29 protein-coding genes are annotated in these 26,705 nt (G+C 46.3%); 16 read left to right on the forward strand and 13 right to left on the reverse strand.

Annotated features, from left to right (window positions below):
* Positions 1–155 precede the first annotated feature (155 nt).
* The 6 genes from H9J30_RS09985 to pyrC form a co-directional block, all read right to left on the reverse strand.
* Positions 156–1,541 carry a transporter substrate-binding domain-containing diguanylate cyclase gene (locus tag H9J30_RS09985; RefSeq protein WP_240130897.1) on the reverse strand — a complete coding sequence of 462 codons (1,386 nt, stop codon included), beginning with the start codon at positions 1,539–1,541 and terminating at the stop codon, positions 156–158.
* Positions 1,542–1,748: 207 nt separating this feature from the next.
* On the reverse strand, positions 1,749–2,042 hold the full coding sequence (locus tag H9J30_RS09990; protein WP_240130898.1) for a DUF3144 domain-containing protein: 294 nt from the start codon (positions 2,040–2,042) through the stop codon (positions 1,749–1,751).
* A gap of 508 nt (positions 2,043–2,550) precedes the next feature.
* On the reverse strand, positions 2,551–2,997 hold the full coding sequence (locus H9J30_RS09995) for a hypothetical protein (RefSeq protein ID WP_240130899.1): 447 nt from the start codon (positions 2,995–2,997) through the stop codon (positions 2,551–2,553).
* Positions 2,998–3,194: 197 nt separating this feature from the next.
* Positions 3,195–3,557: a nuclear transport factor 2 family protein gene (locus H9J30_RS10000; protein ID WP_240130900.1), complete on the reverse strand. Its 363-nt coding sequence runs from the start codon at positions 3,555–3,557 to the stop codon at positions 3,195–3,197.
* Positions 3,558–3,684: 127 nt separating this feature from the next.
* Complete coding sequence (locus tag H9J30_RS10005) at positions 3,685–4,731, reverse strand: hypothetical protein (RefSeq protein ID WP_240130901.1); 1,047 nt, start codon at positions 4,729–4,731, stop codon at positions 3,685–3,687.
* Positions 4,732–4,914: 183 nt separating this feature from the next.
* Positions 4,915–5,946: a dihydroorotase gene (gene pyrC / locus H9J30_RS10010; protein WP_240130902.1), complete on the reverse strand. Its 1,032-nt coding sequence runs from the start codon at positions 5,944–5,946 to the stop codon at positions 4,915–4,917.
* Positions 5,947–6,334: 388 nt separating this feature from the next.
* On the opposite strand from pyrC, the gene H9J30_RS10015 reads away from it, so the two are divergent.
* The 10 genes from H9J30_RS10015 (at position 6,335) to H9J30_RS10060 (ending at position 16,470) form a co-directional block, all read left to right on the forward strand.
* Positions 6,335–7,594, forward strand: coding sequence for an efflux RND transporter periplasmic adaptor subunit (locus H9J30_RS10015; protein ID WP_240130903.1), 1,260 nt, complete (start codon positions 6,335–6,337; stop codon positions 7,592–7,594).
* Positions 7,595–7,689: 95 nt separating this feature from the next.
* The gene (locus tag H9J30_RS10020; protein WP_345796027.1) at positions 7,690–7,965 is read left to right on the forward strand and encodes a hypothetical protein; all 276 of its coding nucleotides are present in this window, start codon (positions 7,690–7,692) and stop codon (positions 7,963–7,965) included.
* 108 nt (positions 7,966–8,073) lie between these two features.
* Positions 8,074–8,814 carry an ABC transporter ATP-binding protein gene (locus H9J30_RS10025; protein WP_240130905.1) on the forward strand — a complete coding sequence of 247 codons (741 nt, stop codon included), beginning with the start codon at positions 8,074–8,076 and terminating at the stop codon, positions 8,812–8,814.
* Positions 8,815–8,822: 8 nt separating this feature from the next.
* Positions 8,823–10,127: an ABC transporter permease gene (locus tag H9J30_RS10030; protein ID WP_240130906.1), complete on the forward strand. Its 1,305-nt coding sequence runs from the start codon at positions 8,823–8,825 to the stop codon at positions 10,125–10,127.
* An 11-nt stretch (positions 10,128–10,138) separates the two neighbouring features.
* On the forward strand, positions 10,139–11,338 hold the full coding sequence (locus H9J30_RS10035; protein WP_240130907.1) for an ABC transporter permease: 1,200 nt from the start codon (positions 10,139–10,141) through the stop codon (positions 11,336–11,338).
* A 97-nt stretch (positions 11,339–11,435) separates the two neighbouring features.
* Positions 11,436–12,872, forward strand: a complete 1,437-nt coding sequence (locus tag H9J30_RS10040; RefSeq protein WP_240130908.1) for a sigma-54-dependent transcriptional regulator — start codon at positions 11,436–11,438, stop codon at positions 12,870–12,872.
* A 57-nt stretch (positions 12,873–12,929) separates the two neighbouring features.
* Positions 12,930–14,597, forward strand: a complete 1,668-nt coding sequence (locus H9J30_RS10045; RefSeq protein WP_240130909.1) for a sensor histidine kinase — start codon at positions 12,930–12,932, stop codon at positions 14,595–14,597.
* A gap of 253 nt (positions 14,598–14,850) precedes the next feature.
* Entirely contained in the window at positions 14,851–15,258 is a 408-nt protein-coding gene (locus H9J30_RS10050) for a curli production assembly/transport protein CsgE (protein ID WP_240130910.1), read from the forward strand.
* A 10-nt stretch (positions 15,259–15,268) separates the two neighbouring features.
* Positions 15,269–15,664: a curli assembly protein CsgF gene (locus H9J30_RS10055; RefSeq protein ID WP_240130911.1), complete on the forward strand. Its 396-nt coding sequence runs from the start codon at positions 15,269–15,271 to the stop codon at positions 15,662–15,664.
* Positions 15,664–16,470 (forward strand): CsgG/HfaB family protein, encoded by an 807-nt coding sequence (locus H9J30_RS10060; protein WP_240130912.1) that lies wholly within the window; start codon positions 15,664–15,666, stop codon positions 16,468–16,470. The genes H9J30_RS10055 and H9J30_RS10060 overlap by 1 nt, the downstream gene beginning before the upstream one ends.
* A 54-nt stretch (positions 16,471–16,524) precedes the next feature.
* On the opposite strand, the gene H9J30_RS10065 is transcribed toward H9J30_RS10060, so the two are convergent.
* Positions 16,525–17,133 (reverse strand): TetR/AcrR family transcriptional regulator, encoded by a 609-nt coding sequence (locus H9J30_RS10065; RefSeq protein WP_240130913.1) that lies wholly within the window; start codon positions 17,131–17,133, stop codon positions 16,525–16,527.
* 22 nt (positions 17,134–17,155) lie between these two features.
* The gene (locus tag H9J30_RS10070; RefSeq protein WP_240130914.1) at positions 17,156–18,580 is read right to left on the reverse strand and encodes a coniferyl aldehyde dehydrogenase; all 1,425 of its coding nucleotides are present in this window, start codon (positions 18,578–18,580) and stop codon (positions 17,156–17,158) included.
* A gap of 199 nt (positions 18,581–18,779) precedes the next feature.
* On the opposite strand from H9J30_RS10070, the gene H9J30_RS10075 reads away from it, so the two are divergent.
* From H9J30_RS10075 to H9J30_RS10085, 3 genes are all read left to right on the forward strand, one after another.
* A complete protein-coding gene (locus tag H9J30_RS10075) occupies positions 18,780–19,175 on the forward strand; it encodes a SpoIIAA family protein (RefSeq protein WP_240130915.1) in 396 nt (131 codons plus the stop codon).
* A 108-nt stretch (positions 19,176–19,283) separates the two neighbouring features.
* Entirely contained in the window at positions 19,284–19,715 is a 432-nt protein-coding gene (locus H9J30_RS10080; protein ID WP_240130916.1) for a universal stress protein, read from the forward strand.
* 235 nt (positions 19,716–19,950) lie between these two features.
* On the forward strand, positions 19,951–20,388 hold the full coding sequence (locus H9J30_RS10085) for a universal stress protein (RefSeq protein ID WP_240130917.1): 438 nt from the start codon (positions 19,951–19,953) through the stop codon (positions 20,386–20,388).
* 5 nt (positions 20,389–20,393) lie between these two features.
* Here H9J30_RS10085 and H9J30_RS10090 read toward each other — a convergent pair whose 3' ends face one another.
* Together H9J30_RS10090 and H9J30_RS10095 are read right to left on the reverse strand one after the other, a co-directional pair.
* Positions 20,394–21,215 (reverse strand): substrate-binding periplasmic protein, encoded by an 822-nt coding sequence (locus tag H9J30_RS10090; protein WP_240130983.1) that lies wholly within the window; start codon positions 21,213–21,215, stop codon positions 20,394–20,396.
* A 166-nt stretch (positions 21,216–21,381) separates the two neighbouring features.
* Positions 21,382–21,933, reverse strand: a complete 552-nt coding sequence (locus H9J30_RS10095; protein WP_240130984.1) for a DUF924 family protein — start codon at positions 21,931–21,933, stop codon at positions 21,382–21,384.
* Between the two features lie 197 nt (positions 21,934–22,130).
* Between H9J30_RS10095 and H9J30_RS10100 the strand changes: the two genes are divergently transcribed.
* From H9J30_RS10100 to H9J30_RS10110, 3 genes are all read left to right on the forward strand, one after another.
* A complete protein-coding gene (locus tag H9J30_RS10100; RefSeq protein ID WP_240130918.1) occupies positions 22,131–22,484 on the forward strand; it encodes a winged helix-turn-helix domain-containing protein in 354 nt (117 codons plus the stop codon).
* Entirely contained in the window at positions 22,481–23,950 is a 1,470-nt protein-coding gene (locus H9J30_RS10105) for an NAD(P)/FAD-dependent oxidoreductase (protein WP_240130919.1), read from the forward strand. The genes H9J30_RS10100 and H9J30_RS10105 overlap by 4 nt, the downstream gene beginning before the upstream one ends.
* A 114-nt stretch (positions 23,951–24,064) precedes the next feature.
* Positions 24,065–24,433 carry a hypothetical protein gene (locus H9J30_RS10110; RefSeq protein ID WP_240130920.1) on the forward strand — a complete coding sequence of 123 codons (369 nt, stop codon included), beginning with the start codon at positions 24,065–24,067 and terminating at the stop codon, positions 24,431–24,433.
* Here the strand turns inward: H9J30_RS10110 and H9J30_RS10115 are convergent.
* The 3 genes from H9J30_RS10115 to H9J30_RS10125 form a co-directional block, all read right to left on the reverse strand.
* The gene (locus H9J30_RS10115) at positions 24,430–24,771 is read right to left on the reverse strand and encodes a DUF2956 domain-containing protein (RefSeq protein WP_037427114.1); all 342 of its coding nucleotides are present in this window, start codon (positions 24,769–24,771) and stop codon (positions 24,430–24,432) included. The two genes, H9J30_RS10110 and H9J30_RS10115, sit on opposite strands and share 4 nt — an antisense overlap.
* 85 nt (positions 24,772–24,856) lie before the next feature.
* On the reverse strand, positions 24,857–25,675 hold the full coding sequence (locus H9J30_RS10120) for a heme ABC transporter ATP-binding protein (protein WP_240130921.1): 819 nt from the start codon (positions 25,673–25,675) through the stop codon (positions 24,857–24,859).
* Between the two features lie 11 nt (positions 25,676–25,686).
* Positions 25,687–26,703, reverse strand: coding sequence for a FecCD family ABC transporter permease (locus tag H9J30_RS10125; RefSeq protein WP_240130922.1), 1,017 nt, complete (start codon positions 26,701–26,703; stop codon positions 25,687–25,689).
* Positions 26,704–26,705: the final 2 nt, after the last annotated feature.

Raw genomic sequence — 26,705 nt, forward strand, 5'->3', positions numbered from 1 at the left:
TTTTTTGAGTTGTATAAATTTTAATTCGCCTTACCTTTGAATGTTTTTGTAATCATTCAGTCGCTATTTTATATAAATCACTTGTTTAGATATGTTGAAGGTGGTTTTGTTGATTGCGCTAAATTAGCGTATTGTAAATCGATGCATTTTATCCATTACCAGAACTCTCTAAAAACAACTTGGTTTTTCCCTTTGTGCTTCGCTTCATACATCAGACTATCTGCGGTATTAAGAGTGAATGGATTGTCTGGCGTAGGATAAAAGGCACATCCCAAGCTTACCGTTAATGAAATGACTGTATTTGAGGTTAACGGCAGTTTTTTTTGTGCTATTTGCTGACAAATATGTTCAGCCAGTTGCTGTGAAGCTTGTGCCGATTGGCCTCGGGTTAAAATGGCAAATTCTTCACCTCCAATTCTGGCAAACTGCATATCAGGCTCAAGGACTTCGCGTACACAAGTAGTAATAAGGCAAATTGCCCTATCCCCTGCACTGTGTCCGTAAGTGTCATTAATCGACTTAAAATCATCAATATCAAATACGATTAACGTTAAGCTGCTAGCCAGATCTTGAGTGTCATTTAACTGGTTAAAAAAGTAATGGCGATTATGGATGCCCGTTAAGCTATCGGTCTGGGCGAGCAGCGTCAATTGACGGTTTGCATCTTCAAGCTGACGTGTTCGTATTCTTACCGTGCGACGTAATTGCAGGGTATAAAATAATCCTGCACTCAACATTCCTGCAGCCAAAGCAGGAATAAGATAGCGAGGATAAACGGTTTCAATATGGATCCAGCGGCTTAGAATACGATTCTTCTCTTGTGATTTGAGTTTTTTAAACCCCTGATTGATTTGACTTAGTAATGCTTGATTGCCTTTTTGAACGGCGGGGCGAAGAGGCTCTGAATAGAGAAATTGTGCAGGCATAAACTCTTTCGCGCCATTAGCAACCAGAATATAAAAGTTGCCGACTTGTGCATCTGCGATAAAGGCGTCGAGTTCACCGCGTTTTGCGGCTTGCATCATTAAGTCATTATCAATGTATTCGATCAAAGACAACTGAGGAAAATGTTGCTGTGCAAATTCTTGTTCAAATCCGCCTTTTACGACCCCGACGGCAATATTCAATCGTCCGGTGAGAAGATCTTGTAATTTGTCGCCAAGCAGCGTTTGGTGCACGTAAAGCTGTGTGTCGATTTCCATAAGAGGCTCATCGAAATCAAGATATTCTAACCTTGCGGGTGAGCGGATTAATCCTGCATGGATATCTGCTTTTCCAGACTTAACAGCTAGCAGAGAGTCATTCCAATCCATAAGCTGAAATTCGATATCAACATTATTTGCTTGGCCGTAAGCGATCCATAGGTCGATTAATATACCTGATGGTTTGCCTTGCTCGTCGATGTAGGAATAGGGTTTCCATGCTTTTGAGTTGGCAATGATCAACTTTTGTCTTTCGGCTGCAATGCCGATTGAACTCGTCAGCAGCGTGCACAGCATGAGCAGTATGCATGACAAGCATTGAGCAAAGCGATAATTCATCCGTAGCTATCCTTGATAGGCCTCATCCGATATGAGAGAGGTTATTTTTCCATGAATACTGTTGAATAGAAAGTATGGAGTTGAGCTGGAATGAATACAAATAACCTCGCAACATTGTGAGGTTATTGATTTGTAGATTCTGGCAAGGAGTATGGCGTAGTTTATCTTTTCAACCATACCTTTTGGGATGCCATGGTGGATGGACTATTACTTTTGCGTTGCGCGGTAGTGGTCGAAGTTCTCGATATAGTCTTCCAGATTGGCATCGAGCATTTCTTTATAACGCTCCATATAGTAGTCCATCATTTCCTGCTTTTTGGCCTGCATTTGCTCTTTGTTTTCAAAGCTGGTGGAGCCAAACCATGCGTTGTAGCGGGCGAGAGCCCACATAAAGGAAGCACTGACCTCACCGGTTTGGATCTCGGTGTTTTGGTTTTGCTGGTTAGCGAGCTTAATCAACTCAGTGGCGCGGGCGTAAAAGGCGTTTTCGTTATTAGACATCAGCAAGTCCTGTTGTTAGGCAAAGTGGCTAAAGAAAAAGGGCGCTTGGCTGTTACCCTTTTGGCAATTGCTACTAACCCTAAGGCATTTTGCGGCCAAGGGACAGTCATCCACCTCACAGAATCCGTTGATTTCACGTTAAAATGAGTCGTTGAAAGTAAATATGGGATAGGTGTAACACTTTTCTGATAAACATTGGCAGGTTAACCATTCTAGTAAAGTGAATCCTAACTGGATTAACCAGCCTGTGTAAGCATCAAAGGTAAATGTTAAGAGCCCCTGATGGACTCATGCTGTAAAGTGCGCTTTGAGGTTCAGGGATGTGAAGTGTCATTTCCCACTTCCGTTGGTGGCAAACGCTTTATAGATTGAATGAGCCCATTGGATACTTGCAAAACGACCATGGTATTAAAGGGCTCATCGCATATGTTGGCGAACATTTATGTTCTACAAGGAAATGCTTCCCCATTATGGTTGCGGGATGACGAGTGAAGGCTGCTACCACTCGTTACTTGGCGGTAATCGGGCCTTGTGAGCCTGCATCGTTATCAATCCACACACTGTCTTTATTCGAGCTGGCATCGGGATAAATGGTGTACTCCACCATACCGTCTTTGAATTTGATCGCTCCACCACTTTGGCTTGATTTTACCTGTTTGCCGTTAACCCAAACCTGATGTTTATCATCGATTTGAATCTTGGCAACCGTTGCACCTGAACTGGCAGTTGCAAGCCATTGTTTGGCATTTGGGATCGTAGCGTCATCGGCGGCTTTGGGTGTCGCCATCGCTTTGGCATTTTCTTCTTTGGTTTTGTGGATATCGCAGCCTTGCATTTCGGATACTTGGGTACAGCCTGAACGCTCAAGTAACTTGCGATACTCATCGTTAATGGCGTGGCTATTGGCGGATAGCAATAGTGCAATACTGGCTGTGAAGATGATTTTAGCGTTCATGTGTTCCCTCGTTGCTATTGAAGTGCGCCTTGTTTATGGCGAATTTAGATGGTTAAGTGTAGTGGGTCTTTAGCCATTTTCTACTCGGGCATGTTGAGGTGTTGAGCATACGATGCTGTTCAGGCCAGGCCTTACTCGGATGATGTGGAGTGATTTATAGCGGCTCAATCATGCATTAAGTTACGCCCGATAACCCATCAGCTAGTCGCAAAACTCCACATATTTTGGATTAGCCCATCACTCACCTCAAATACCACCATCACTTCAAAAGGCTCGTCGTGTATGCCGCTGATCCGTTCGTGATCCACGATCTTATTGCCGACGACCATACGATTGAGGATTTCGGCATGTAAATGCGGCAAGTTAAAGCGTTCATTTTGATAGAAATCGCGAAATGCGGCTTTACCCCGAATAACGGGTTCTGTGGCGGGTGGACGATAGATGCAAATATGTTCACTAAATTGTGATACAAAGTTGGCAAGGTCATGTTGGTTGTAGGCTTCCAACTGGGCTTGCACTAAGGCTTCGGCCGTCACGCTGTTTACAGTTAAATTGCTCAAGGATGATCCCTTACTGAAACGGGTAAGTTTGCAATGCGTTGCTGTGTTGGTTGGGAAAGCGCTTTTGGTATCATATTTATCACCATTACTGCCACTTTCCCACTAACGTACTTTTGTAATACGTAATTTATTCCAATAACTTAAGCTGTGTTTTACCCCATGATGTGGCAAAGGGCATCGCTTCTTGAGGCGTCAAGATAAACTCCTGTTCACAGCCGTCGCCACGGGGAGTTTCCCAAAATTTAATTCCATTTGCTTCAAGGGTCAGCTGATAATAGCCAGAGCCGTCGGAGGTGGGGCATTCTGCGTTTGGCGTGATATCGGCAAACAGCTTTTGCTTAAGTGCTTGTGGTAACGGATAACTCATACTTTCCGGCAGAGCTTGAGGCTGTTCATTTTCGATAAACCATTGCCACGGATGGAAAGGTTTTCCATCTGCAAGCGAGAAGCTGACAAACTCTTGGCTGATCCCATTGGCACCATAACCCGCTGCCCAGCGATACAAGCGCACACTGAGCCAATGCTGGTTGATAAAAATCGGTTCAGCAAAGGTTTCGTCAGCCACAAAGCTGCCCATTTGTGCCAGCATTCGGCGGCGAGTTTCAAAGGTATCTGATAATTGGGTTTTATCGGTCAGTTTGCGTTCAAGGAATTGATTAATCGAAGTGATTCCAGTTTGTGGGCCTTTAAATTCGATACCTATATCAGTGCCAAAGGTCAGTGGACGGTACTCAATGGTTTGATAGCTTTGCCACTTTCCACGGCTCAGTGAAGGCGTCGTTTCGAGTGGTAGGTTGTAGGCATCGGCGCTGCAATCATCATTGTTATCTGGGCTTATTTGCCGCTCAAGTTGTATTGGCTGTGACTTGCTGGCGCTGTCTTTAAACCAGTGGCCGCTTAGTTTTTGTGGCGTTGTGGTATCAAACTGCCAGTTTCCGGTGTTGTTTTCTTCTTTCCAGATGCCATCTTGCAGCTCGAGTCGAATTGGAGTGAGATATTTTTGATAGTAATAACTGCCGGTGCCGTATTGGTTAAAGCAGACTCTTATCTTGCTTTTACCCAGTTGCCCCAGCCAAACGCCTGTGAGTTCATCGGCCGCAAACGTTGTGGAGGGAAGTGTTGCGACAATCATCAGGCTTGAAGACACAATATTGAATAACATCCTTGTGTACATACTTTTTCTCCTAAAAAGATAATACGTTAGGGCCTGATGTGCTGTGAAGTGTACTCGCGCATCAGGCGATAAAAGGCAAAAATTGTGGTGCCGATAAAAAGTCGCCTAGAGGCGACTTTTAGCCGTTCCGATGTTCATTAACTGAAGGTTAACGCATCGATTGCAACATCTCCGAAAGCAAATTTATTCAACCTGCCAATCAATTTGTTCACCAGCGCGGATGGGGACGACATTGGTGTCGCCAAGCGGGTAGCTTACTGGTACGTCCCATGCTTTTTTCACCAAGGTGATGCTATCGCGGTTGCGGGGCAGATTGTAAAAATCTGGGCCGTTGAAACTGGCAAAGGCTTCTAATTTATCCAGCGCATTGACCGATTCAAAGGCTTCGGCGTAGAGCTCAATGGCGGCATGGGCGGTATAAGAACCCGCACAGCCGCAGGCGGCCTCTTTGCGGTCTTTTGCGTGTGGCGCCGAGTCAGTACCGAGGAAGAACTTCTTATTGCCACTCGCCGCAGCCGCTAACAGTGCTTGCTGGTGGGTATTGCGCTTTAAAATTGGTAAGCAATAAAAATGTGGGCGAATACCGCCAGCCAACATGTGGTTGCGGTTATAAAGTAAATGGTGCGCGGTGATCGTGGCGGCCACGTTATCAGACGCCTGAGTGACAAAATCCACCGCATCCTTAGTGGTGATATGCTCGAGGACGATTTTAAGGTTTGGAAAATCGGCCACGATCTTGCTCAAGATATTCTCAATAAACACGCGCTCACGGTCGAAAATATCAATTGATGAGTCAGTCACTTCACCATGCACTAAAAACAACATGCCCACTTCCTGCATCGCTTCAAGGGCGGGGTAGATATTTTTTAAATCGGTGACGCCAGAGTCTGAGTTCGTCGTCGCGCCAGCAGGATAGAGCTTAGCGGCAAAGACTTTGCCCGAGGCTTTAGCTTTACGGATTTCGTCTGGGCTGGTTTTGTCGGTGAGATACAGCACCATTAAGGGTTCGAATTGCGAGCCTGCGGGCACTTGCGCCTTGATGCGATCATAGTAAGCCAAGGCGGTTTCGGTATCGATCGCGGGGGGCACTAAGTTAGGCATGACGATCGCGCGGCCCATATAGCGGCTGATGTCACGGACGGTATCGGTTAATTGGGCGCCGTCTCTTAGGTGAATATGCCAGTCGTCAGGACGCGTAATTGTGAGTGTTTTCATAGGGCGATTCATCTTATTGGATATGTCTGCTGCGAGGGTGGCAGGATCTTATGTGGCAAGGTTTTAGCTGTAAAGGGAAACTCTGCCATTTGGCGAATAAAAGTGTTAACGCATGTTGAGAGATTAGCTACTTATTCTTTATTGCGTACAGCACTCCAAACATCGGGCCATTCTCAACTCGAGCGGACACTTTTGTAAAACTAGGCGGACACTTTTAGTTTGCGACCGAGGTGTCCGCGGACACTTTTATCGATAAGTTAAATTAACTATTTGAAAATTAATGCCTTAGTGTTTTTGGCATAGGCGTTGCTATTACTGGATATCGAATTTTAATAGTGTCCGTTGTGATAGGTACACAGCACCACCCGTCAGGGAAGCGAGAAACGCCATGATTAAAGATACCAGCGGCCAAGATACCCTCCTTGTGCCATCAACAGCCAAACGTCTTAAGCTGCCCTTGATTATTGGCGGCTGCACCTTATTAGTGAGCGCCTTAGTGTGGGCCAGTTTCAGTAGCGATAAAGTGAGTCAATCCATCAGCCGAAGTGAGCTCACCACAGCCACTTTGCATGTGGGCACCCTTACTCGCGATGTAGCCACTACAGGCAAAATCGTTGCGGCTAATGCGCCTATTTTGTATAGCACCGAGGAGGGCACCGTTACGCTCCTGAGTAATCCGGGAGATAACGTGGCGCGCGGGGATGTGGTGGCGAAACTCGACAGTCCAAGATTGACTAATGCCCTTGAGCAAGCTCAATCAGTTTTAGCGGGTATGCAAAGTGCCTTAGAGCGCGCCAAGTTAGATGCGAGACGCAGCCAATTGCAGGCAAATCAAACCTTAGATATGGCCAAGGTGGATCTTGAGGCGGCAGAGCGTGAACGTCGCCGTGGTGAACTGCTTATTCAAAGTAAGCTCATAGGACAGATTGACTATGAAAAGGGCAAAGATGATCTGCATAAGGCCAAATTGAAATTTGAACATGCTTTGCAGGAAGTGGCACTAACCAAGGACACCTTAACCTTTGAGGTAAAAAATAAGGCACTCGAAGTTGAGCGCCAACAGTTAGCGGTGCGTGAATTAGAACGCCAAGTCGAAGCCTTAAATATCAAAGCACCCGTAAACGGCATCATAGGTAACTGGCTAACGGAGCAAAAAAACCACCTCAGCGCAAACCAACCTATTTTGACCGTGGTGGATTTAAGTGCCTATGAGGCCGAGCTTGCAGTGCCAGAGTCTTACGCCGATGAACTCGGGCTCGGTATGGAGGTTGAGCTGAGTTTTGGTGAGGTGAAACTGATTGGCAAATTATCCTCCATTTCTCCCGAGGTGCGTAATCGCGAGGTCACTGCACGAGTGCAATTTACCCAGAATGACAGTCTTAAGTTACGCCAAAACCAGCGGATCTCCGCCAGAGTGCTGCTCGAACATCGGGATAATGTGTTGATGGTCAAACGCGGCGCCTTTATGACCAGCGGTGGTGATGAGGTGTATCAAGTTGAAGGGGATATTGCGACTCGCCGCCAGATTAAACTGGGTAGCACCAGCATGAGTCAGGTGGAAGTGGTTGAAGGTGGTAAAGCGGGTGATGTATGGGTGATTTCTAGCGTTGAGCCTTTTAATCATGCTGAACAGGTCAAAATACATTGATGACAGATAGCCAAAAATTACTTATTAATCAAATTGATGTAATTAGCATCGCCATGGTTAAAAAAACGACGGCGATAAGCAAATAGGAGCCAATGATGCGCCAAAAAATCCTTGATAAGAGTGTGTTGATGTCCTCCAAGTTGGTTAGCGTCCTCGCCTTAGCGTTATTGGTTGTGGCGGTAGAACTGGGTATTGGTGAGACCAATAGTTGGTTTTTCCTTGGGTTAAATATTTTGGAATGGACTAATCCCTTAGAGGAGGTGCGTCTAATTGGCGATGTCACTATGGAGAGTATGCATTTGCTATTTTCCAGCCTCGATTGGCTGTTTGGTAAGTTGAGTGGGTTCATTATTGGCGCCTTTGTGGGGTGATAAGCGGTTGCCTCTGCTTCGTCTGTTACATGCTCAAGATAAATTGAAGTCCCCGCGCGTTTTATCAGTCGTTTACGCGCAAAGATAAAATTAATTAAGGAAATTAAAATGTTATCAATGAAGAATATCAGTAAGGTTTTTAAAACGGACTTAGTGGAAACCCATGCGCTGCGGGATTTTAATCTTGAGGTGAGCGAGGGCGAGTTTGTGGCGGTAACCGGGCCCTCAGGATCGGGCAAAACCACCTTTCTAAATATTGCTGGCTTACTCGAAGGCTTTACCCATGGGGATTACTTTTTAGATGGCATCAATGTCTCAAATCTCAGTGATAACAAAAGCGCTGCCGTGCGTAATGAGAAAATTGGCTTTATTTTCCAAGGTTTTAACCTGATCCCCGATCTTAATTTAGCTGAAAACATTGAAGTGCCTCTGCGTTACCGTGGCTTTAGCGCCAAAGAGCGTAACCGCCGTGTGGAACAGGCGCTGGAGCAAGTCGGTTTAGCTGCCCGCATGAAGCATCTACCTACCCAATTATCTGGCGGTCAGCAACAAAGGGTGGCGATTGCTCGTGCACTTGCGGGTGAGCCACGGTTTTTACTCGCCGACGAACCAACCGGTAACCTCGACAGTTTAATGGCACGTCAAGTGATGGAATTACTTGAAAATATTAATCAGGCAGGCACCACCATTATCATGGTAACCCATGACCCTGAACTGGCGCGCCGCGCCCAGCGCAATATTCAAATCGTCGATGGACAAGTCTGCGACTTTACCATGTATCAAGCCAATGCGGCCCGCAGCGCAAGCCACGGCAGTGTCGATAAACTGGTTGCTAACGCCCAAGGCTAGGAGCGGTTATGTTCTTCTATTACTTAGATTTAGCTTGGCGTAGTATCAAAAAAACGCCCATGTTATCGGCACTGATGATCATGGCGATTTCTATCGGCATTGGCATCACTATCACTACGCTAAACATCTACAAAATGATGTCTACCAACCCTGCAGGGGATAAATCCAGCCAGTTATTTGCAGTGCAGTTATGGAGCCAAGGCCCCGATGCTTGGGATGATTTTGATCCTCAGATCACTTATCAGGACGGCTTTAACTTACTTAAGAGTGATATTCCGCGCCTACAAACCCCCATGTTTCGCACGGGAGGTGCAGTGCAGACTGAAGACCCTAGTTTTTTACCTGTGCTGCAATCTCGGGTGCGCGTCACTAATAATGACTTTTTCCCGCTCTTTGGTCTTGAATTTCAATATGGTCAGGCATGGGATGACAGTGTCGACAAAACGGCACGCTATGAAGTTGTGTTGACCAATGAGTTGAATAAGACCCTGTTTGCGGGCGAAAACAGCGTGGGTAAGACGATTTATTTCAACGCTAAACCTTATCAGGTCGTGGGAGTGCTTAAGCCTTGGGCGCCGAGTCCTAATTATTATGACCTTAACAATGGCGCCTTTGGTAATGTCGATACCCTGTTTGTACCCTATAGCCTAGCGCCGATTGAGGAATACGGTAGTTGGGGCAATACCAATGGCTGGAGCCATGAAAGTATCAATACCTATGCTCAGCGTTTGACCTCTGAAAAGCATTGGACGCAATTTTGGGTGCAACTAGATACGCCAGAGCAAGCAGCTGAGTATCGCCAGTGGGTACGCCAATATATTGAGCAGCAAAAGCAGTTGGGCCGTTTTAGCTCACCTAAGGCCGATGTGCAATTGTCTGATGTTGACCAATGGTTAGCCATTAATAAAGTGGTACCTGAAGATAATAAAGTGCTGGTGGGCCTTAGTGCACTGTTCTTAATTGTCTGCTTGGTCAATATGTTAGGTTTGTTATTGTCCAAGTTTTTACGCCGTGCCCCCGAGATTGGTGTGCGCCGCGCGATAGGTGCCAGCCAAGGGCAAATTTTTGCCCAACATATGGTAGAAGTGTCAATGATGGGATTATTCGGTGGATTATTGGGCCTCGCTTGGGCTTGGGGCTCACTTGCGTTGCTCACAAACAAGTTTCAATTAGAGGCTTCGCTCACTCACCTCGATGCCAGCATGTGGCTCATTGCGCCTATTATTGCGATTTTAGCGGCGATAGTGGCGGGAATTTATCCTGCCTGGCGTGTGTGTACCACTAACCCAAGTGTTTATCTTAAGAGCCAATAATCGGGGGCAATATGTTACATATCAAACCTATCTTTAGCAGTTTATTACACAGTAAAAGTGGCCCTTTACTCCTGTTATTACAGATTGTGTTGTCAGTGGCGATTGTCGCTAATGCCAGCTTTATTATCGTCGAACGCTTGAGTTTAATGGCGCGTGAGTCTGGGATTGTTGAAAATGAAGTCTTCGATTTCAGTATTTATCATTTTGATAAATCAACGGATTTAGTTGTGCAGGATAAACGGGATTTAGAGCTCCTACGTGCTATACCTGGGGTTATTGATGTTGCGCCGAGTTCCATGGCTCCCCTGAGCGGTGGCGGTTGGTCGAGTAATTTTACCCTAGGGCCAGAGGAGCGTGCGAAGTCCACGCCCAATACCGGCATGTATATGAGTGATGAGCATTTTATCGACTCCTTAGGGCTTAAGTTAGTTGAAGGACGTAACTTCTATCCCCAAGAGATCACCACTGAACTGTTAGAGGATGGTGGCAAGATGATCGTCACTAAAGCCTTTGTCGATAAGGTGTGGCCGAATGACTCTGCACTCGGAAAGAGCGTATATATGGGAGCGCAGCATTTTGTGGTGATTGGTGTGGTTGAGCGTTTACAAACGGCTTGGGTGGATAACAGCAATGTAGAGTTTAGCTCTGTGTTGTCAGTGAATTATCCCGCTGACTATAAACGTTATTTAGTCAGAGCTAAGGCAAGTGATATTGCGCGCCTAAAAGAGGTCATCCCCGAGATCTTGCATAAAGAGTATCCGAGCCGGGTGATTGAAGGCTTTACCACCATAAGTGAGCGTCGTATCGAGGCATACCGTGACCATGAGTTAATGGCAACCGTGCTGACCATGATGGTGGTATTGCTGCTGTTGATTACCTCACTTGGGGTAACGGGGATGGTGATGTTTAATATTCAGCGCCGCACTAAGCAAATTGGTACTCGCCGTGCGCTAGGAGCGAAGAAGCGCGATATTATCAGCTACTTCTTAGTGGAAAATTATCTACTTTGTCTGTTGGGTGGCACCCTCGGTGTGCTGTTAGCTATTCAGTTAGGCCAGCAATTGATGAGTCTGTATAGCTTACCTATGCTGGCGCTTTCCTATCCATTATTAACTGTTGTGGGATTATTTGTGGTGACAACGCTTGCGGTGTACTTACCTGCACGCAAGGCTGCCAAGATATCTCCGGCGACAGCAACCCGCACGGTGTAGCGTAAGGTGAGCGGCATAAAGTGCGATAACAGTAGGATGTTATTGCACTTTTTGTTACTTTAAGGTTAATAGATTTACTCGGGATATACTTTTTAAAATGGACACTATTCTGATTGTCGACGATAACCATGCCATCTGCCAGGCGTTGGGATTAATGCTGGAGATCAATGGTTATCAGGTGTTGACTTGCCATACACCAGATGATGCCCTTAACCTGATCGCGACCCACGATATTGATCTCGTTATCCAAGATATGAACTTCACCCGCGATACCACCTCAGGGGAAGAAGGACGACAGCTGTTTTATGCATTGCGTGAGCGGCAACCGGATCTGCCGATCATTTTAATGACAGCGTGGACACAGCTCGAAACTGCCGTCGAGTTGGTTAAAGCGGGCGCTGCCGATTATATGGGTAAGCCTTGGGATGATGCTAAGTTACTAAATAGTATTACGAATTTAGTTACACTCTATAAACTTGCTCGCACGAATCATCAACTCGAGCGGGTGAATTCACAGCGCCAGGTAGCGATTGCTGATGCGCAACTGTGCGGGATTGTTTTTGGTAGCGGCGCGATGCAGCGCTGTATCGACTTAGCTTTACAACTGGCGCGCTCCGATGTATCCGTGTTGATCACTGGCCCAAATGGTGCCGGTAAAGATAAGCTTGCCGATATTATTCACGCTAATTCTCCCTTAAAAAACAAACCTTTTATTAAGGTTAATGTGGGCGCCTTGCCAATGGAATTGCTTGAGGCCGAACTCTTTGGTGCCGAGGCTGGAGCGTTTACCGGGGCCAATAAAGCGCGAATAGGCCGTTTTGAGGCCGCCGATGGTGGCACCTTGTTTTTAGATGAAATAGGCAATTTACCGCTCTCTGGCCAAGTGAAGTTGCTACGGGTATTACAAACGGGGGAGTTTGAACGTTTAGGTAGCCATAAAACCTTAAAGGTGAAGGTGAGGGTGATCAGTGCGACTAATGCTGACCTTGCCCAAGATATTGCCGAAGGCCGCTTTCGTGAGGACTTGTTTTACCGCCTAAATGTGATTGAGTTGGCTTTGCCGCCACTCAATCAGCGTATCGACGATATTCTGCCCTTAGTAAAACATTTTGTCGGTGCAGGCTTTAGCCTGAGTAAACCGGCTCAGCAGGCGCTATTACAGCACCGTTGGCCGGGCAATGTGCGTGAGTTAGAAAATGCCTGTAAGCGCGCTGCATTATTGGCCCAAAGCCGCGTGTTAACAGAAACGGATTTTGGTTTACCGCAAGCCTTGGCACGCCAGTTGAGTGCCACAAATGCGTTCGCGTTTGAGCAGAACAAGTATTTATCTTCCGCTTTTGAACGCCAAAGCCATCTGCCCGCTGCCCATGCAGTTAGCCCGACTGACACCCATGAGGCGCAGGATGTTAGTCGTGAAGACATTGAAGCGGCTTTACAGCAACATAATGGTGTGATTGCTCGGGTAGCAAAATCCTTAGGCTTGAGTCGGCAGGCGTTATATCGGCGTATGGATAAGTTTGGTCTCGAGAAATAACGGCCAAGTGACTTTAGGCGAGTGGTGAATAAACGTGGCAATTAGGTGGAAGTTAAGGTGCAGCTGAGAACAAAATTAGTTATCTATTCAACTGTTTGTTGTGCTTTGGGTGTCTTGCTCACCTTTGCTAGCATGAAGTACCTTTTTTCCACATCGTCCCCTGAAGTGGCTACGCCTGCGACACTACCCGATGTCCAGATCCCCGAGCTGGATTTAGCGCAATTGCAAGATTCGGTAGCCGCCATCGAATCCGCAATAAAAAATACTGAGCAATTTCAACAGGCGTTTTCATTGCAGGAACGCTTAAGAGCCGATCAAATTAAGCATGAACTGCAAAAATTAGAACAGCTGAAGCAAGAGCAACTGCAAATTAAGCTCTACAAGCTAGAGCTGCTTAAGCAAGGGCTATTTAACCCTGCTCCCCATCCTGCCAATATGGTGCCGGCGTTACCTGTGGTGGAGCAGAGTAAATTGCCGCCGTTGTCATTAGAGCCGCAGGCAGAGCATACACCGCCAGTATTTGAATTGGTGTTGATTATCTTACTTGCCTGTAGTGCCTGCGCTCTGGGAGTTGTGTGGTTTACGCGACATTTAGCCCGAAGTCTTGATGCACTAGAAGTTGGATTACTTAACTTTAATGATAATGACTTCAGTGTGAGCATTCCTACAAACGGCGAGGGGCAACTTAAGACATTGGCCGAGCTATTTAATCACTCAGCGGCAAAGTTACGCCAAGAGCGGCAATATATTTATCAGCGGGAGTTATTGCTCGATAAAGTGATCCAAAGCTCCCCCAATGTCATGTTGCTGTTAAATGACCATCAGAGGCTGATGTATGCCAATGATGCAGCTCGGCATCTATTTCAGATTAAAGGCAAAATGGAGGGATTGAGCCTTGAGGAGCTGCAGCAAGAATTACCTGAAGCCCTTGCTTTAGCACTGAAGCAGGAAAAGAGCGGCCTCTTTACCATGGGGGAGGATGATGCCGAGACTTGGTATCTGAGTCGTGGACAGTTTTTACTGAATAACCAACAGCATAATTTAATCTTGCTCAAGCAGATGACCCGCGAGCTTAATCGTCAGGAAGTGGCAGTATGGAAAAAAGTCATCCGTATTATCAGCCATGAACTGAATAACTCAGTGGCGCCTATTGCTTCTATGGTGAATTCGGGGCGTTTGCTAACAAAAGATCTCGATAATCCAAAGCTCAAGCTGATTTTTGATACCATTGAAAGCCGTACTAATCATCTTAGCCAGTTTATTTACAACTATGCCCGCTTTGCTAAGTTGCCTTTACCACAGCGACGTAAAGTAGCGTGGTCTCAGCTTATTGAGCAGTTGACACAGCATTATCCCTTTGCGTTAACCCATGAGTTGCCGATAGAAGATGGTTATGTTGACCAGGGACAAATGGAACAAGTTTTGTTAAACCTACTTAAAAATGCCCATGAATCCGGCTCAAATCCTGAAGAGGTAACACTGTCGATTCGTTATCAGAAAATGGTCGATGGCGGCGGCTTTAGTATCAAGATAGAGGATCGTGGTAGCGGAATGTCTGAGGAAGTCTTAGAGCAAGCGTTACTGCCTTTTTATTCAACAAAACAATCGGGTACAGGTTTAGGCTTACCGCTCTGCCGTGAAATTATTGAAGCCCATGACGGTAGCATCAGTATGCACAATCGCACTGAAGGCGGCTTATCGGTACTGCTCTGGTTACCGCAATAGCGTTGATTTGGGTTTGTATCAATAGTTTTCATTTCTCATTCTAACGTATTACCCAAATGGGCTATTTTGCGGTTTTTACCTTAGCTTTTCGGACTAATTTGCTCCTTGGTGTAATGACTAAGGATCTTCAATCCTGTTAACCTTATTTTGTGAAAATGAGTGCTAAATGTTAGGTCTTTTGGCGCAAGTATTAACGCGTTTGGGCTTAAGGCTGTTGAGTCACGTTTACGCATTAATTCATAAGGAGGGATAGGTGAAATCGTTAACGACGCGGTTGTTGTGTATTTTATGCTCGTTCCTGTTTGTGAGCGCTCCTAGTGCGTTAGCCAATGATGACATTGAAATCAGTGGATTGGTGATAGACCGAACGCTTACCCGTTTTGGTAAGGATTTTGGCTTTTACTATGCGAGTTATTGGCGAGAACTGCCGTTTACTCAAGGGGTGAATGTGACCTTGTATGAGACTGTGTTTCCGCAGGCAGGCACCGTTTTAACCTTAGAGGTGAATGGTACCCGCATCTATAGCACGCATTTTGGTCGCCGCGCCAATCCGGTTAAGGAGAGTGCTGAGCAGGCCATTTTGTTGACGATTGATTACTTAGCTCTAATCAGAGCGAATGCGATTACAGGTGATTTTTCAGGAACATCGGACGACTTATAGGATAACAATAATGACTTACAGGACGTTACTTACGCTAGCTATGCTTTGCATAGCGCATACCAGCCAAGCTACCGAATTAATCTATACGCCAGTCAATCCCAGCTTTGGTGGTAATCCGCTCAATGGGACTTTCCTGCTCAATAAAGCGCAGGCGCAAAACGATAATCAAGCCACCTCGACCGAAAAAGACTTTGTTACCCGCTTTAAAGAATCCTTAGAACGTAACATTATCAATGCTATTACCCGTGGTGTGGCCGATGGTGAGATTACCGATGGTGTGTATGACACGGGGGATTTTCGGATTGAAGTGGCCTCCACAGGCACTGGGGTGATGTTGACTATCACTAACAACGAAACCGGTGAAGTCACTGTGATTGAAATGCCAACTTTTGGAGGCGGAAACTAATGGCACGTTCCATCCTTATCGCTTCTATGCTGCTGAGTATGTCCGCCTGTAGCTTGATCCCAAAGCCTGACTTAAATATTACTCCAGCTCAAGTTAATCCAATGAGTGAGGTGATGAAGGAGCTACAGAGTCAGCCCGGGCCTAAGTTTCCTATTCCAGTCGCGGTGTACTCGTTTCGCGACCAAACAGGCCAGTATAAGCCCCAGGCTAACGTGAGTTCATTCTCCACCGCGGTCACTCAAGGGGCGACGTCAATGTTAATGCAGACCTTGATTGACTCTAAATGGTTTACGCCTGTTGAGCGTGAAGGCCTGCAAAACTTGCTCACTGAGCGCAAAATCAGTAATAAGCAAAACGGCACTAAGGGCGAAGATATTCCTGTTTTATCCACTGCGCGGTTATTGTTAGAAGGCGGGATTATCAGCTATGAGACCAATACCAGTACTGGTGGTACTGGGGTGGAATATTATGGTATTGGCGCGTCAGAAATGTACCGTGAGGATTTAGTCACGATTTATCTGCGTGCTGTCGACGTGCACTCGGGCAAAGTGATGATGTCGGTTTCTACCAGTAAAAGAGTCTTGTCACAGGAGATGCGTGCGGGCTTGTTCCGCTATACCAGTTTGAACCGTTTGGCTGAAGCTGAAGTGGGTTTTACCACAAATGAACCGGTGCAGTTTTGTGTGCTTCAAGCGATTGAGTTAGCGGTCGCTGAGCTTATCGAAAAGGGCATCAAGCAAGGCTATTGGAGCGCTTCGCAGTTGTCTCAACCTATAGAAAAACAACCTGAATTAAGCCAAAGCTGATTAAATATCCCCACGACCGAGCCAGATATAAGTCTGGCTCGGTTGTTTTTAGGTTTAGTCAGCCCGTAATGCCTTCCAAAACAGCGCAAAGCTAGCATCGCGGTGATGTTTATCTTTGCCCAACTCAGGATTATCAATAAAGTATCGAGTGGCAGCCAAGTATTGTCCGTGGCAATTTTCAAGCATTAATTCAATCGGATAGTGGGAAATTAATCCCATTAGCTGCCCTTTTTGTATTAATTGGGCGATAAATCCTAAGATGCTATTCATCGCTTGCTCGCGGATAGAAGCTGCAATCATAGGAGACATTGAATATTGCTGAAAAAACAATTGCTTGATTGGATTATCAATCGACCAATCAATCGCGCTCTGCCATAGCTGTTCGGCATGCTCTTTAAGATCGCCCCCTTCTTTAATATTTAACAATAACGCATTGGCAAACTCTTGTTTAATCGTGAGAAACAGGCTTTCCATCAACACTTCTTTGGTTGGAAAATGATGAAACAATGTGCCAGTTGCCACGCCAGCTTGCTTAGCAATCGAAGCGGTTGACGTGCCATGAAAGCCTTGGCTGACAAATAACGATAATGCGGTATCGAGTATCGCCTGACGTTTATCGGTCATCGGTTTATGTTCAACATTCGGTGATAACAGTGTTGTCATGAACCCTCCTAATTCGGCCCTATTAGCGTAAAAATAGCTTCATCAACATGCGTTGAATAAAGCTGCCATAGGGAGGATGGACAAATTTACCGGTATTGAAGCGGCCGCGGCTCAGTACGGTTTTAGCGTGGCTAAAGGTGAGGAACCCCTCTTTGCCGTGGTAATGCCCCATGCCAGATGGGCCTATGCCGCCAAAGGGCGCATCGTCGGCGGCAACATGGAATACTGTTTCATTGATACAAACACCGCCAGAGTGAGTTTGCTGGAGAATTTTTTGTTGGTTTGCCTCATCAAAACTCATCACATAGAGTGCTAGGGGTCTGGCGCGAAGATTGATGTAGCTAATCGCTTCATCTAAGGTATCGTAACCAATAATCGGTAATAACGGTCCGAAGATCTCTTCTTGCATCAATAGCATATCTTCAGTTGTTTGGGTAATCAGCTGAGTGGGGATTTTACGATTCTGGCTGTCTATCGCTTCATTTGAGGCTGAAATAATCTTGGCGCCTTTGGTTTTGGCATCCTCAAGCACAGCCATTAACCGATCAAATTGGCGAGCATTAATAATGCTGCCGTAGTCCTTATTCTTGGCAACCTCGCCATACATGGCCAGAAATTTGGCTTGATAGGCTTGAATAAAATCACTCACCTTAGCGTTAGGGCAAAGCACATAGTCTGGGGCTACACAGATTTGCCCAGCATTCAAACACTTACCATAAATCATTCGTTCTACCGCTATCTCTAGTGGCATATCGGGGGCGATAATCACTGGCGATTTACCACCGAGTTCAAGGGTAACTGGAGTGAGATTATTCGCCGCAGCGCGCATCACGTGACGGCCAACCGTGGTGGAGCCAGTAAACAACAGATGATCGAAGGGCAGGGCTGAAAACTGCGCGGCAACATCGGCTTCACCTTCGACAACGGCGACATGGGATTCATCAAACACTTCGGCCAGCAGTTGTTTGATGACTTTGTTGGTCGCTGGAGTAAATTCCGAGAGTTTGAGCATGGCGTGGTTGCCCGCTGCAATGGCCGTGACTAAGGGGCCAATGGATAACATCACGGGGAAGTTCCAAGGGACGATAATACCAATAACGCCCAGTGGCTGATAATGCACTTTGACTTGGGCGGGGGCGAGTAAGATGCCCGCATGACGGCGACTCGGTTTGAGCCATTTTTTGAGGTTTTTCAAACTGTAATTGATGTTGTTGACCACCGGCATAATGTCTGAAATCAGACTGTCGTCGGTCGATCTATGGCCATAGTCTTGTGATAGCGCCTCTACTAGCGGTTGCTGATAGTTGAGCAAAGCAGTCTTTAGGCGCGTTAAGCGTTCTTTGCGGATGGCGTAATCAGGGTTGGGCGCGGCTAAGTAACTTGCACGCTGACGTTGGAGTAACTCGGTTAACGGCGAAATTTTTGCTGGGTCTGTTGCCATGTTCATCGTGATCCCTCGGGTGCAAGTCTTAAAAAAGAAAGTCGTTTTTTGTTCAAAAAACATAAACAGACTGATTAGTCGGTTTATCCTAGCGGCTCAGGTGATTTTGTGCAAGCATTCTGGTGCATTTATGAGCAAGATCACGGCCTGTCATAGGCTTTGCTCTTACACTGAAAGCAGGATAGTTGTTAGACAAGGAGGAAGTATGACTTTGTTAAAGCACGGAATTTCAGTTGGGATAGAGCGTTATGGTGACGATGACTTTTTTGTCGCCTTTAAAGCGATTGGTACACTAACTCATCAAGATTATGAGGTGATGGTGCCAGTCCTCGAGGCTGCTCTCGTCGGAGTAAAAGATCCCGATATTTATGCCTTAGTCGATGTCACTGAGCTTGATGGCTGGGAGCTTCAAGCCGCTTGGGACGATCTCAAACTTGGGCTAAAGCATGTTCGCCATTTTGAGCGAATTGCCATTGTGGGAAAAACAACCTTTCAGGAAGTCATGGCAAAGCTGGCAAATGGGTTAACGCCAGCCAAGGTTAAGTTTTTTGTCGATAAACTGGATGCTATTACTTGGTTAAAAGAAGAACTTGACGATTAGGCTGTGTTGACGTTCCAAGGTTAGATTTGTACGTTACTGTTAATTCACGCTCACAAAACACACTGGTATCGATATTTAAACAGCTCTCACACTGAAGGAGAACAGATTATGCGTTCAGGTCAAATACTCTGGCCCACCGATTTTTCAGAAACGGCGGCCCATGCGCTACGCTATGCTATTGAAATGGCTAATCTATACCATGTAGGGCTAAAAATTTTACATGTTGTTGAGCAACCTATTGGTGATCAAAACTTTATGATTTTAGCGATTACCCCTGAGGAACTCGCTAAAAGCATGGAGGAGGCCGCAGCAACTAAAATGCAGGCGTTACTTGAGGGACTTAAGACTGATTTGCCAATTACAACGCTTATCCGCCGTGGCGAGCCTGTCGAGCAGATTTTAGAAGAGGCGAATAGTAAGGACGTCGGTATGGTGGTGATTGCTAGCCATGGACGAACTGGAATTTCGCACTTTTTACATACGAATGTTGCCGAAGCTGTTGCCAATGGCGCGGCATGCCCTGTATTGGTAGTGAAATAGCCTGTATTGGTAGTGAAATAGCCTGTATTGGTAGTGAAATAGCCTGTATTGGTAGTGAAATAGCTTGTATTGGGTAGATAACAGGGCGCTAAGGCGCCCTTTGTTTTTGATTGCTAAAGCATAATTAATTTTACGGCCTAGCTGCTTGTCCCGAGTTACTGCGATAAAATACAGATTATAAGCAATGCCATTTGCCCTAATATTGGGCACAACAACCTAAGTGATGGATAAAATTATGCGTACTCAAGAAGTGTTATGCCCTACGGATTTTTCGGCAACTGCCGCCCATGCGCTTAATTATGCGGTTGAAATGGCTAATCTTTATCATGTGGATATCCGCTTACTGCATGTGGTGAGTCCCGCAAGAAGTGCCCATTGTTATGGTGTAGCGGTCGACACTCCGGCGACACTTGAGCAACAGCTGGCCGAGTTTGTGGAGACAAAAATGCAGAGTCTACAGCTGCAAATGCAGCAGGGATTAGCGGCTGGACTAAAGGTTAAATGTATTGTTCGTCATGGTGATGCGAGCGAAGAGATTTTAGCTGAGTCAGCCGATGCGGGTATGATTGTGATTGCAAGCCATGGCAGCTGCGGCTTAGTGGATTTTTTAAAGCACCATGTGAGTCAAGATGTTGTTAGATTGGCGAAATGCCCAGTATTAGTAGTTAAGTAGTTAACTTATAAAGGATCTTGCTTGAGTTCTGGCTGCTTCATAATGGTATTTGAGGCTTCAGCTTCATTCTCTAGGGACATGAGTTGCCGATATTTTTCATGTAAGGCGCTAAGTGTCCCATCTTCGGTAATTTGTTTTAACCCAAGGTTAAAGTCGTCACGGATTTGCTCGCTTAAAAACGCAAATTTATACTCAGTCGGTGGAAAAATGCGATGACATACCGCCACCTGTTTACTCTCTATTTCGGTGAGTTTTCCCTCAATAAATGCCTGTCTAAGATAGTAAGTGAAAATGTTCTTATCCATAACCACGACATCAGCCCTGTGTTTCATCAGCATGTAAACCTGCTGTATTTGCCGAGCTTGTTCTTGGTAACTAGGATTAGCTTTAGTCATTTGAGTAAATTCATCACCTAAGAAGCTTGCAGCGCGTTGAAAGGAAACGACTTTTTTATTCGTTAAGTCTTTAATGCTATTAATCGAAAAGTTATTTTTCTCTAGGCTGATTGCGCAATTTTGATAACGAATCGCCACATTAGAGTAAAAAACGTTTTCGATCATGCCTTCTTTTACGTTGATTATGCCGTCAAGTTTGCCCACCCTAAGTTCATGGAAAGTGCGTGCTAAAGGCAAATATTCAATATTGGCGGTATGCCCTTTGACTGCAAGTGCTTGATACAGCAAATCGAGTTCTAGGCCGCTATCAGATTCTTGGATGACATAGGGAGGAATGGAGAGGCTCACGCCAATTTTCAGTTCCGCCGCTTGGATTAATTGGGGATACAATAATGCAATTACTGCTAGTAATGGATAGCGAATACAGGTCATTCTAGAGACGCAGGAAATATGGTTAGTTTGTTTCATTACCCACTGTTACCTTTCGCACCATTGGCCATCTCATGATGCCCAGAGTTGTCCCCTGACATATCACTGTAAGTGTAGTTTGTTAATCTACAGCCACAGTTATTTTTATCTGAATAAAGCTTGTTTATATTCAAAATGACGAGTCAGGCTGGCATAAAAAAGCGATTTCTTCTGCTGTCGACTCTCTAGCTAATATTTTGTTTCTGTGAGGATAACGACCGAATCTGTCGATAATAGCTTTGTGTTTTAGTTCAAATTCGAGATTAGCGATAGCAGCCTCTCGATTGAACAATTTTACAGCAACTTGATGAATGACTGGGGATTCGCTATGCATAAAAGGCATAAACAAAAAGGGTACTTGTTTGGGAGAAAGCTCCTTATCAATTTGGAGTGCAACAGCCTCTTGTGCAAGGACCAGCGCAATGGTGTCGGCCTCAAACGCTGCTGGCGTGTCGCGATAGATATTTCGCGAGAATTGATCCAGTACGATGACTTCGGCTAAACGACCTTGAGGTGTCACGCGCCAATGCGCAAGCTCACCGCGCTTGGCTTGTTTTAATAGGTCTTCAAAGCGAGATTGGATTTGTGCATCAAATGTTGGGTCTTTTATCCACCAAGATTGAGGTGAAATTTCCTCAAACCAGAAATATAGCACTTGCTGTGCGGTCATCATTTGGCCCATCGTTTGCTCTCCCATTGATTAATCTTTTTACAAATAACAGTGATGGAGAGCTTATACAAGCAAATGCGAAAATGTATCTACGCGAACAAATGTCAAACGAGTCAATTTGCTTGAATAATTTGAACAGAGACTATTTCTTATTCACTGTATATCCAGTAGTTTTATATTCACTTGGTCAATATTTGGATTGATTCTTTATGCCCCTTGAACCCGCAACTACTCAGTCAATATCGAAACAACATAAAGCATTTTTACGTAAGCTATATTTAGCGCATTTAATGGATGATGATCGACATAACTTGTTATCACTCAATAAGTTGACTGGAATGCCGAGGCGAACGTTGCAGGATGCTATCGCCGCGTTTGAAGATATAGGTATCCGAGTCGAGTTTATCCAAGATGGTAGCCGAAACAATGCAGGTTATTATCGCATTTTGACCTGGGGGCCGATTAGCAGTGCGTGGGTTGATACACATTTCGAGGAAATTGCCTCAATTATCGGCGTCGCTCCAGTAAGTGAAACCGTGGCATTAAGTGAATCAGTGGCGTGAAAGAGCGCGGATTTTGGTTTGATACTGAAGCTAAGTTAACTCAAAGGACTATGTTACCTGCGCTACAACATGATATTGCCGCTGACATCGCCATTATTGGCGCGGGCTATTCAGGATTATGGACGGCCTATTATCTTAAGCAATACCAGCCCAATTTATCCGTGGTGATTCTTGAGGCTGATACCATTGGCCAAGGCGCTTCGGGGCGAAATGGCGGTTGGTTGATGGGCGGTTTTAGTGGCGATGTAGCCTATCTTAATCAGCTTCAAGGTGAGTCGCGCTTACTAGCAAAAGCCTTGATCCAACAAACTATTGCTGAAGTTGCCGCAGTTTGCGCCCAGCATCATATCGACTGTGATTTACACCATGGCGGCAATTTACGGGTAGCCGCGCGTTATCCTGAGCAATTAGCCAATATTCGAGCCGAATTTGCGCATTGGCGTCGGCAAGGTTTTGGCGAGGCGGATATTCGTTGGCTGGATAAGCCCGAGCTTGATAAGCAAGTGTCTATGGCCTACGGCCAAGCGGCGCTTTTTACGCCCCATTGTGCGCGGATCCACCCTGCAAAGTTAGTCAGTGGCCTCGCGGATGTGGTACAAAACTTAGGGGTTAGGATATTTGAGCAGACTCCTGTGACGCATATCGAGCACTTGGGGGCGGCACAAACCCGATTACATACCCCAAAGGGGAGTGCGCGCGCCGCAATTGTCGTGCCCGCCGTTGAAGGCTATCTTCGCCAATTGGGGGAGTTGGGGCGATTCACCTTGCCTGTTCAGAGTTTACTGATCGCCACTGAGCCGTTAACGGACAGAATGTGGCAGGACATTGGTTTAGCTAATCGCGCAACCTTTAGTGATGCTAGCCGCATCGTTACCTATGGTCAGCGAAGTCCTGATAACCGCTTGATATTTGGCGCCCGTGGCGGCTACGGATTTGGTGCTAAAGTGCGGACTGAATTTGGATTTAATCCCGAGTGCTTTAATGCCCAATCTCCCGTTAGTCATCGTCAATCGGCGTTAAAAGGTGAATTTGGTTTTCGTTATCAGCTATTGTTGGCGTTATTTCCGCAATTGGCGGATGTGCAAATCACCCATGGTTGGGGCGGTACCTTAGCTTTAGCGCGGCAGTTTGCGCCCCACGCTATTTACGATAAAAATGTAGGATTGGGGCTTATTGGTGGTTACGGCGGCGAAGGTGTTGGGGCTGCCAATCTTTTTGCTCGCACGCTGGTGGACTTGATCTTAGCGCGTGATACGCCGCTTACCACTATGCCTTGGGCGTTTAATGCCCCTGTTCAGCAAGTATTAACGCCTTGGGAACCTGAACCTTTGCCGTGGCTCGCTTATCATGGCATGAACAAGATTTTTGCATGGGAAGATAGGCTCTACAGCCAGCCCAAGAGTGCGGCTTGGCAAAAAGGCTTAGCTAAGCGACTCGCGAATCGATTAGAAGGTTTAATGAGTTAATCTACTTATAAACCAGAGAGTTAAACAGCAAGCCAGAGAGTTAATCAGGCCATTACTGAGTCATTTTTATTCATACACGATTTATTTATACACGATAAGTACTTTGCTGATCCGATGATGTTAACCGAACAGTTTTTCCTACAGGGCCGCGTTAAGCTTGAGACTATTCCCCACGAAATGCGTATGTCCCATTGGGTGTACGCACCCAGATTAACCGATATGAAAAGCGGGCAAGTGCTGCTCGATCTTATCGGCCAATGCTGGGATTGTCAGTCTGCGATTGAGCGGGATAACGCGCTTTGCCTAACTCTCGATGGCTACCCCGATAGAGCCAACTGGCTTGAGTTGGCCTTTTTGCTCGATATGGGGCGAGTCCAGCTAAGGGCTGGCAATATCGACGCTAAAGCACTAACAGTACAAGAGTTTCTACCACAGGAGCTGACTGGCTACTTTGATACGATACGCGCGAATTTCATCTGTTAAAGGAAGATATATGCCCCAAAACCCAGCCAGCTAAGGACTAACAGGGCGATGGCAGCCCAAGCAATAGGAGTAAATTGAGTTTGTGGCAGCGAAAAATCTTCGCCGTCATCCATCTCGCCAGCCGCGCTTGCTTGTTGGTTTTTTGCCCTTAACTGTTGTTTTCTCTGTTTATCCCGCTCGCGAGCTTTGGCTTTTTGCAGTTTTTTATATTCGGCAATGCCCTTTTCAATCCCCTGGGCAATCAGTTTAGTTTGTTCTTTGGTTTGTCCTGGTTTTTGAGTAGCCTTCGCCATGGCTAAGGCATCTTGCTGGGTTTCTGTTGAGATAGTGGTTTTCATCTGTTCACACTGTGACTTAGGTGTCGATTGCAGCGATTATACCCACAACTGTGCCGCTAAAGGCGCTAGTGAAGTCAATTTTGCATTAAAAAATCAATGGATAACCGCCCTGTGGTGCAGGAATAAACTCAGGTTCGTAATCCCACACTTGGCGAATTATATCAATCGATAATGCGTCGTTAGGTGTACCTTCACTGACGATTTGCCCCTGTTTGAGGACGATAACTCTGTCGCTGTAACGGGCTGCCTGATTGAGATCGTGCAGTACCACAATCACAGTGTAGGCATGCTTGTGGGCGAGATTTTTTGCTAGCGCTAATACTTTGTGTTGCTGTGCCAAATCCAGTGCCGAGGTAGGCTCATCTAACAGTAAAATCGGCGGGAAGGGGGATTGGCTTAACTGCGTTAACACCCTCGCCAGTTGCACCCTTTGTTTTTCTCCCCCAGAAAGCGTGGGGTAACTGCGCCGGGCTAAATGCAATACACCCACTTCGGCAAGCCATTTTGTGACTAACTGCTGGCCTTCTTTTTGACTCAAGGTTAAGGGATAAAGCCCCATTGCCACCACTTCATCCACGGTAAAGGGGAAGGTTAAGCTGGCATGTTGAGGCAGAACGGCGAGGGATTTTGCCAGTTCAGCCCTTGGCCAATCCACCAGTTGGCAGTGGCCAAGCTTGATGCTGCCTTGCGCAGTGGGGATCTCTTGGCACAGTGCCTTTAACAGTGTGGATTTACCTGCCCCATTAGGCCCTAAAAGTGCGGTGACACTGCCCGGTTTAAATTGCACGCGAATGTTGTTCAACACCGCCTTATCGCCGATAGCGTAGCTGAGCCTATCCACGGTTAATTGGGTACGTTCAAAATGTTGTTTAGCGACGGGCGCAGCCGATAAGCTCATAGCCATGAAGTTCTCGTTTAGATTAATTTGCTGCGTTGTTGCAGGAGTAAAAAGATAAAGAATGGCGCACCGATAAGCGCTGTGACTAAGCCGACGGGTAATTCGGCGGGGGGTAAAAATGCCCGCGCACCTATGTCAGCTAAGGCTAAAAGCGCAGCGCCCAAGAGGGCGCTCATGGGTAAAAGTCGTTTATGATCTGGCCCCAAAATCATCCGCACTAAATGGGGAACCACTAGACCAATAAAACCGATAATCCCTGTTGCGGCCACACTCACGCCTACGCCTAATGCACAGAGTAGGATGAGTCTTAACTTAAGACGGTCGACATCAATCCCTAAATGTCTGGCTTCAGCTTCACCCAGTAGCAGGGCATTAAGTGCCATGGCATCACGCTGAAACCGCCAACTCAGCAGCACTAATACCAGTAAACACAGGCCGACATATTGCCATTGAGCTCCCGCAATACTGCCCATTTGCCAAAGGGTTAAGTCACGTAATGCCATATCATTAGCGAGATAAGTTAGTACGCCTATGCCCGCTCCTGCTAGCGCTGCAATCGCCACGCCGGACAGCAGCAATAACACCACAGATGTGCCTAAACCGTTACTCGCCAGACGATAAACGATCAGGGTTGTGGCTAACCCACAGAGAAAGGCGCCAAGGGAAATCATAAAAGATCCCACGTCGGGAAATAACACGATACAGATGGCCGCACCTAATGCGGCCCCCGATGACACCCCAATAATACCTGGGTCTGCCAGTGGATTGCGGAATAATCCCTGCATCACTGCGCCACATTGAGCAAGGATCGCGCCTACTGTAAGGGCTAACAAGGTCCTTGGCAGACGCACGTTACTTACCACCAGTTGCTCATGGGGTGCAAGATTGCCAATGCTTTGCTGGGTTGCCCAATTAAATACAGCGCTGAGGGAGTCCATAAGACTCATGCTTACGGGACCGACACTCACCGAGAGTAAGCTGCTCAGGATGAGGATCATCATCATTGTGGGCCAAAGCCAGCGATACTGTAACATGG

It is taken from the genome of Shewanella cutis, from assembly GCF_022410515.1.
Classification (GTDB): domain Bacteria; phylum Pseudomonadota; class Gammaproteobacteria; order Enterobacterales; family Shewanellaceae; genus Shewanella; species Shewanella cutis.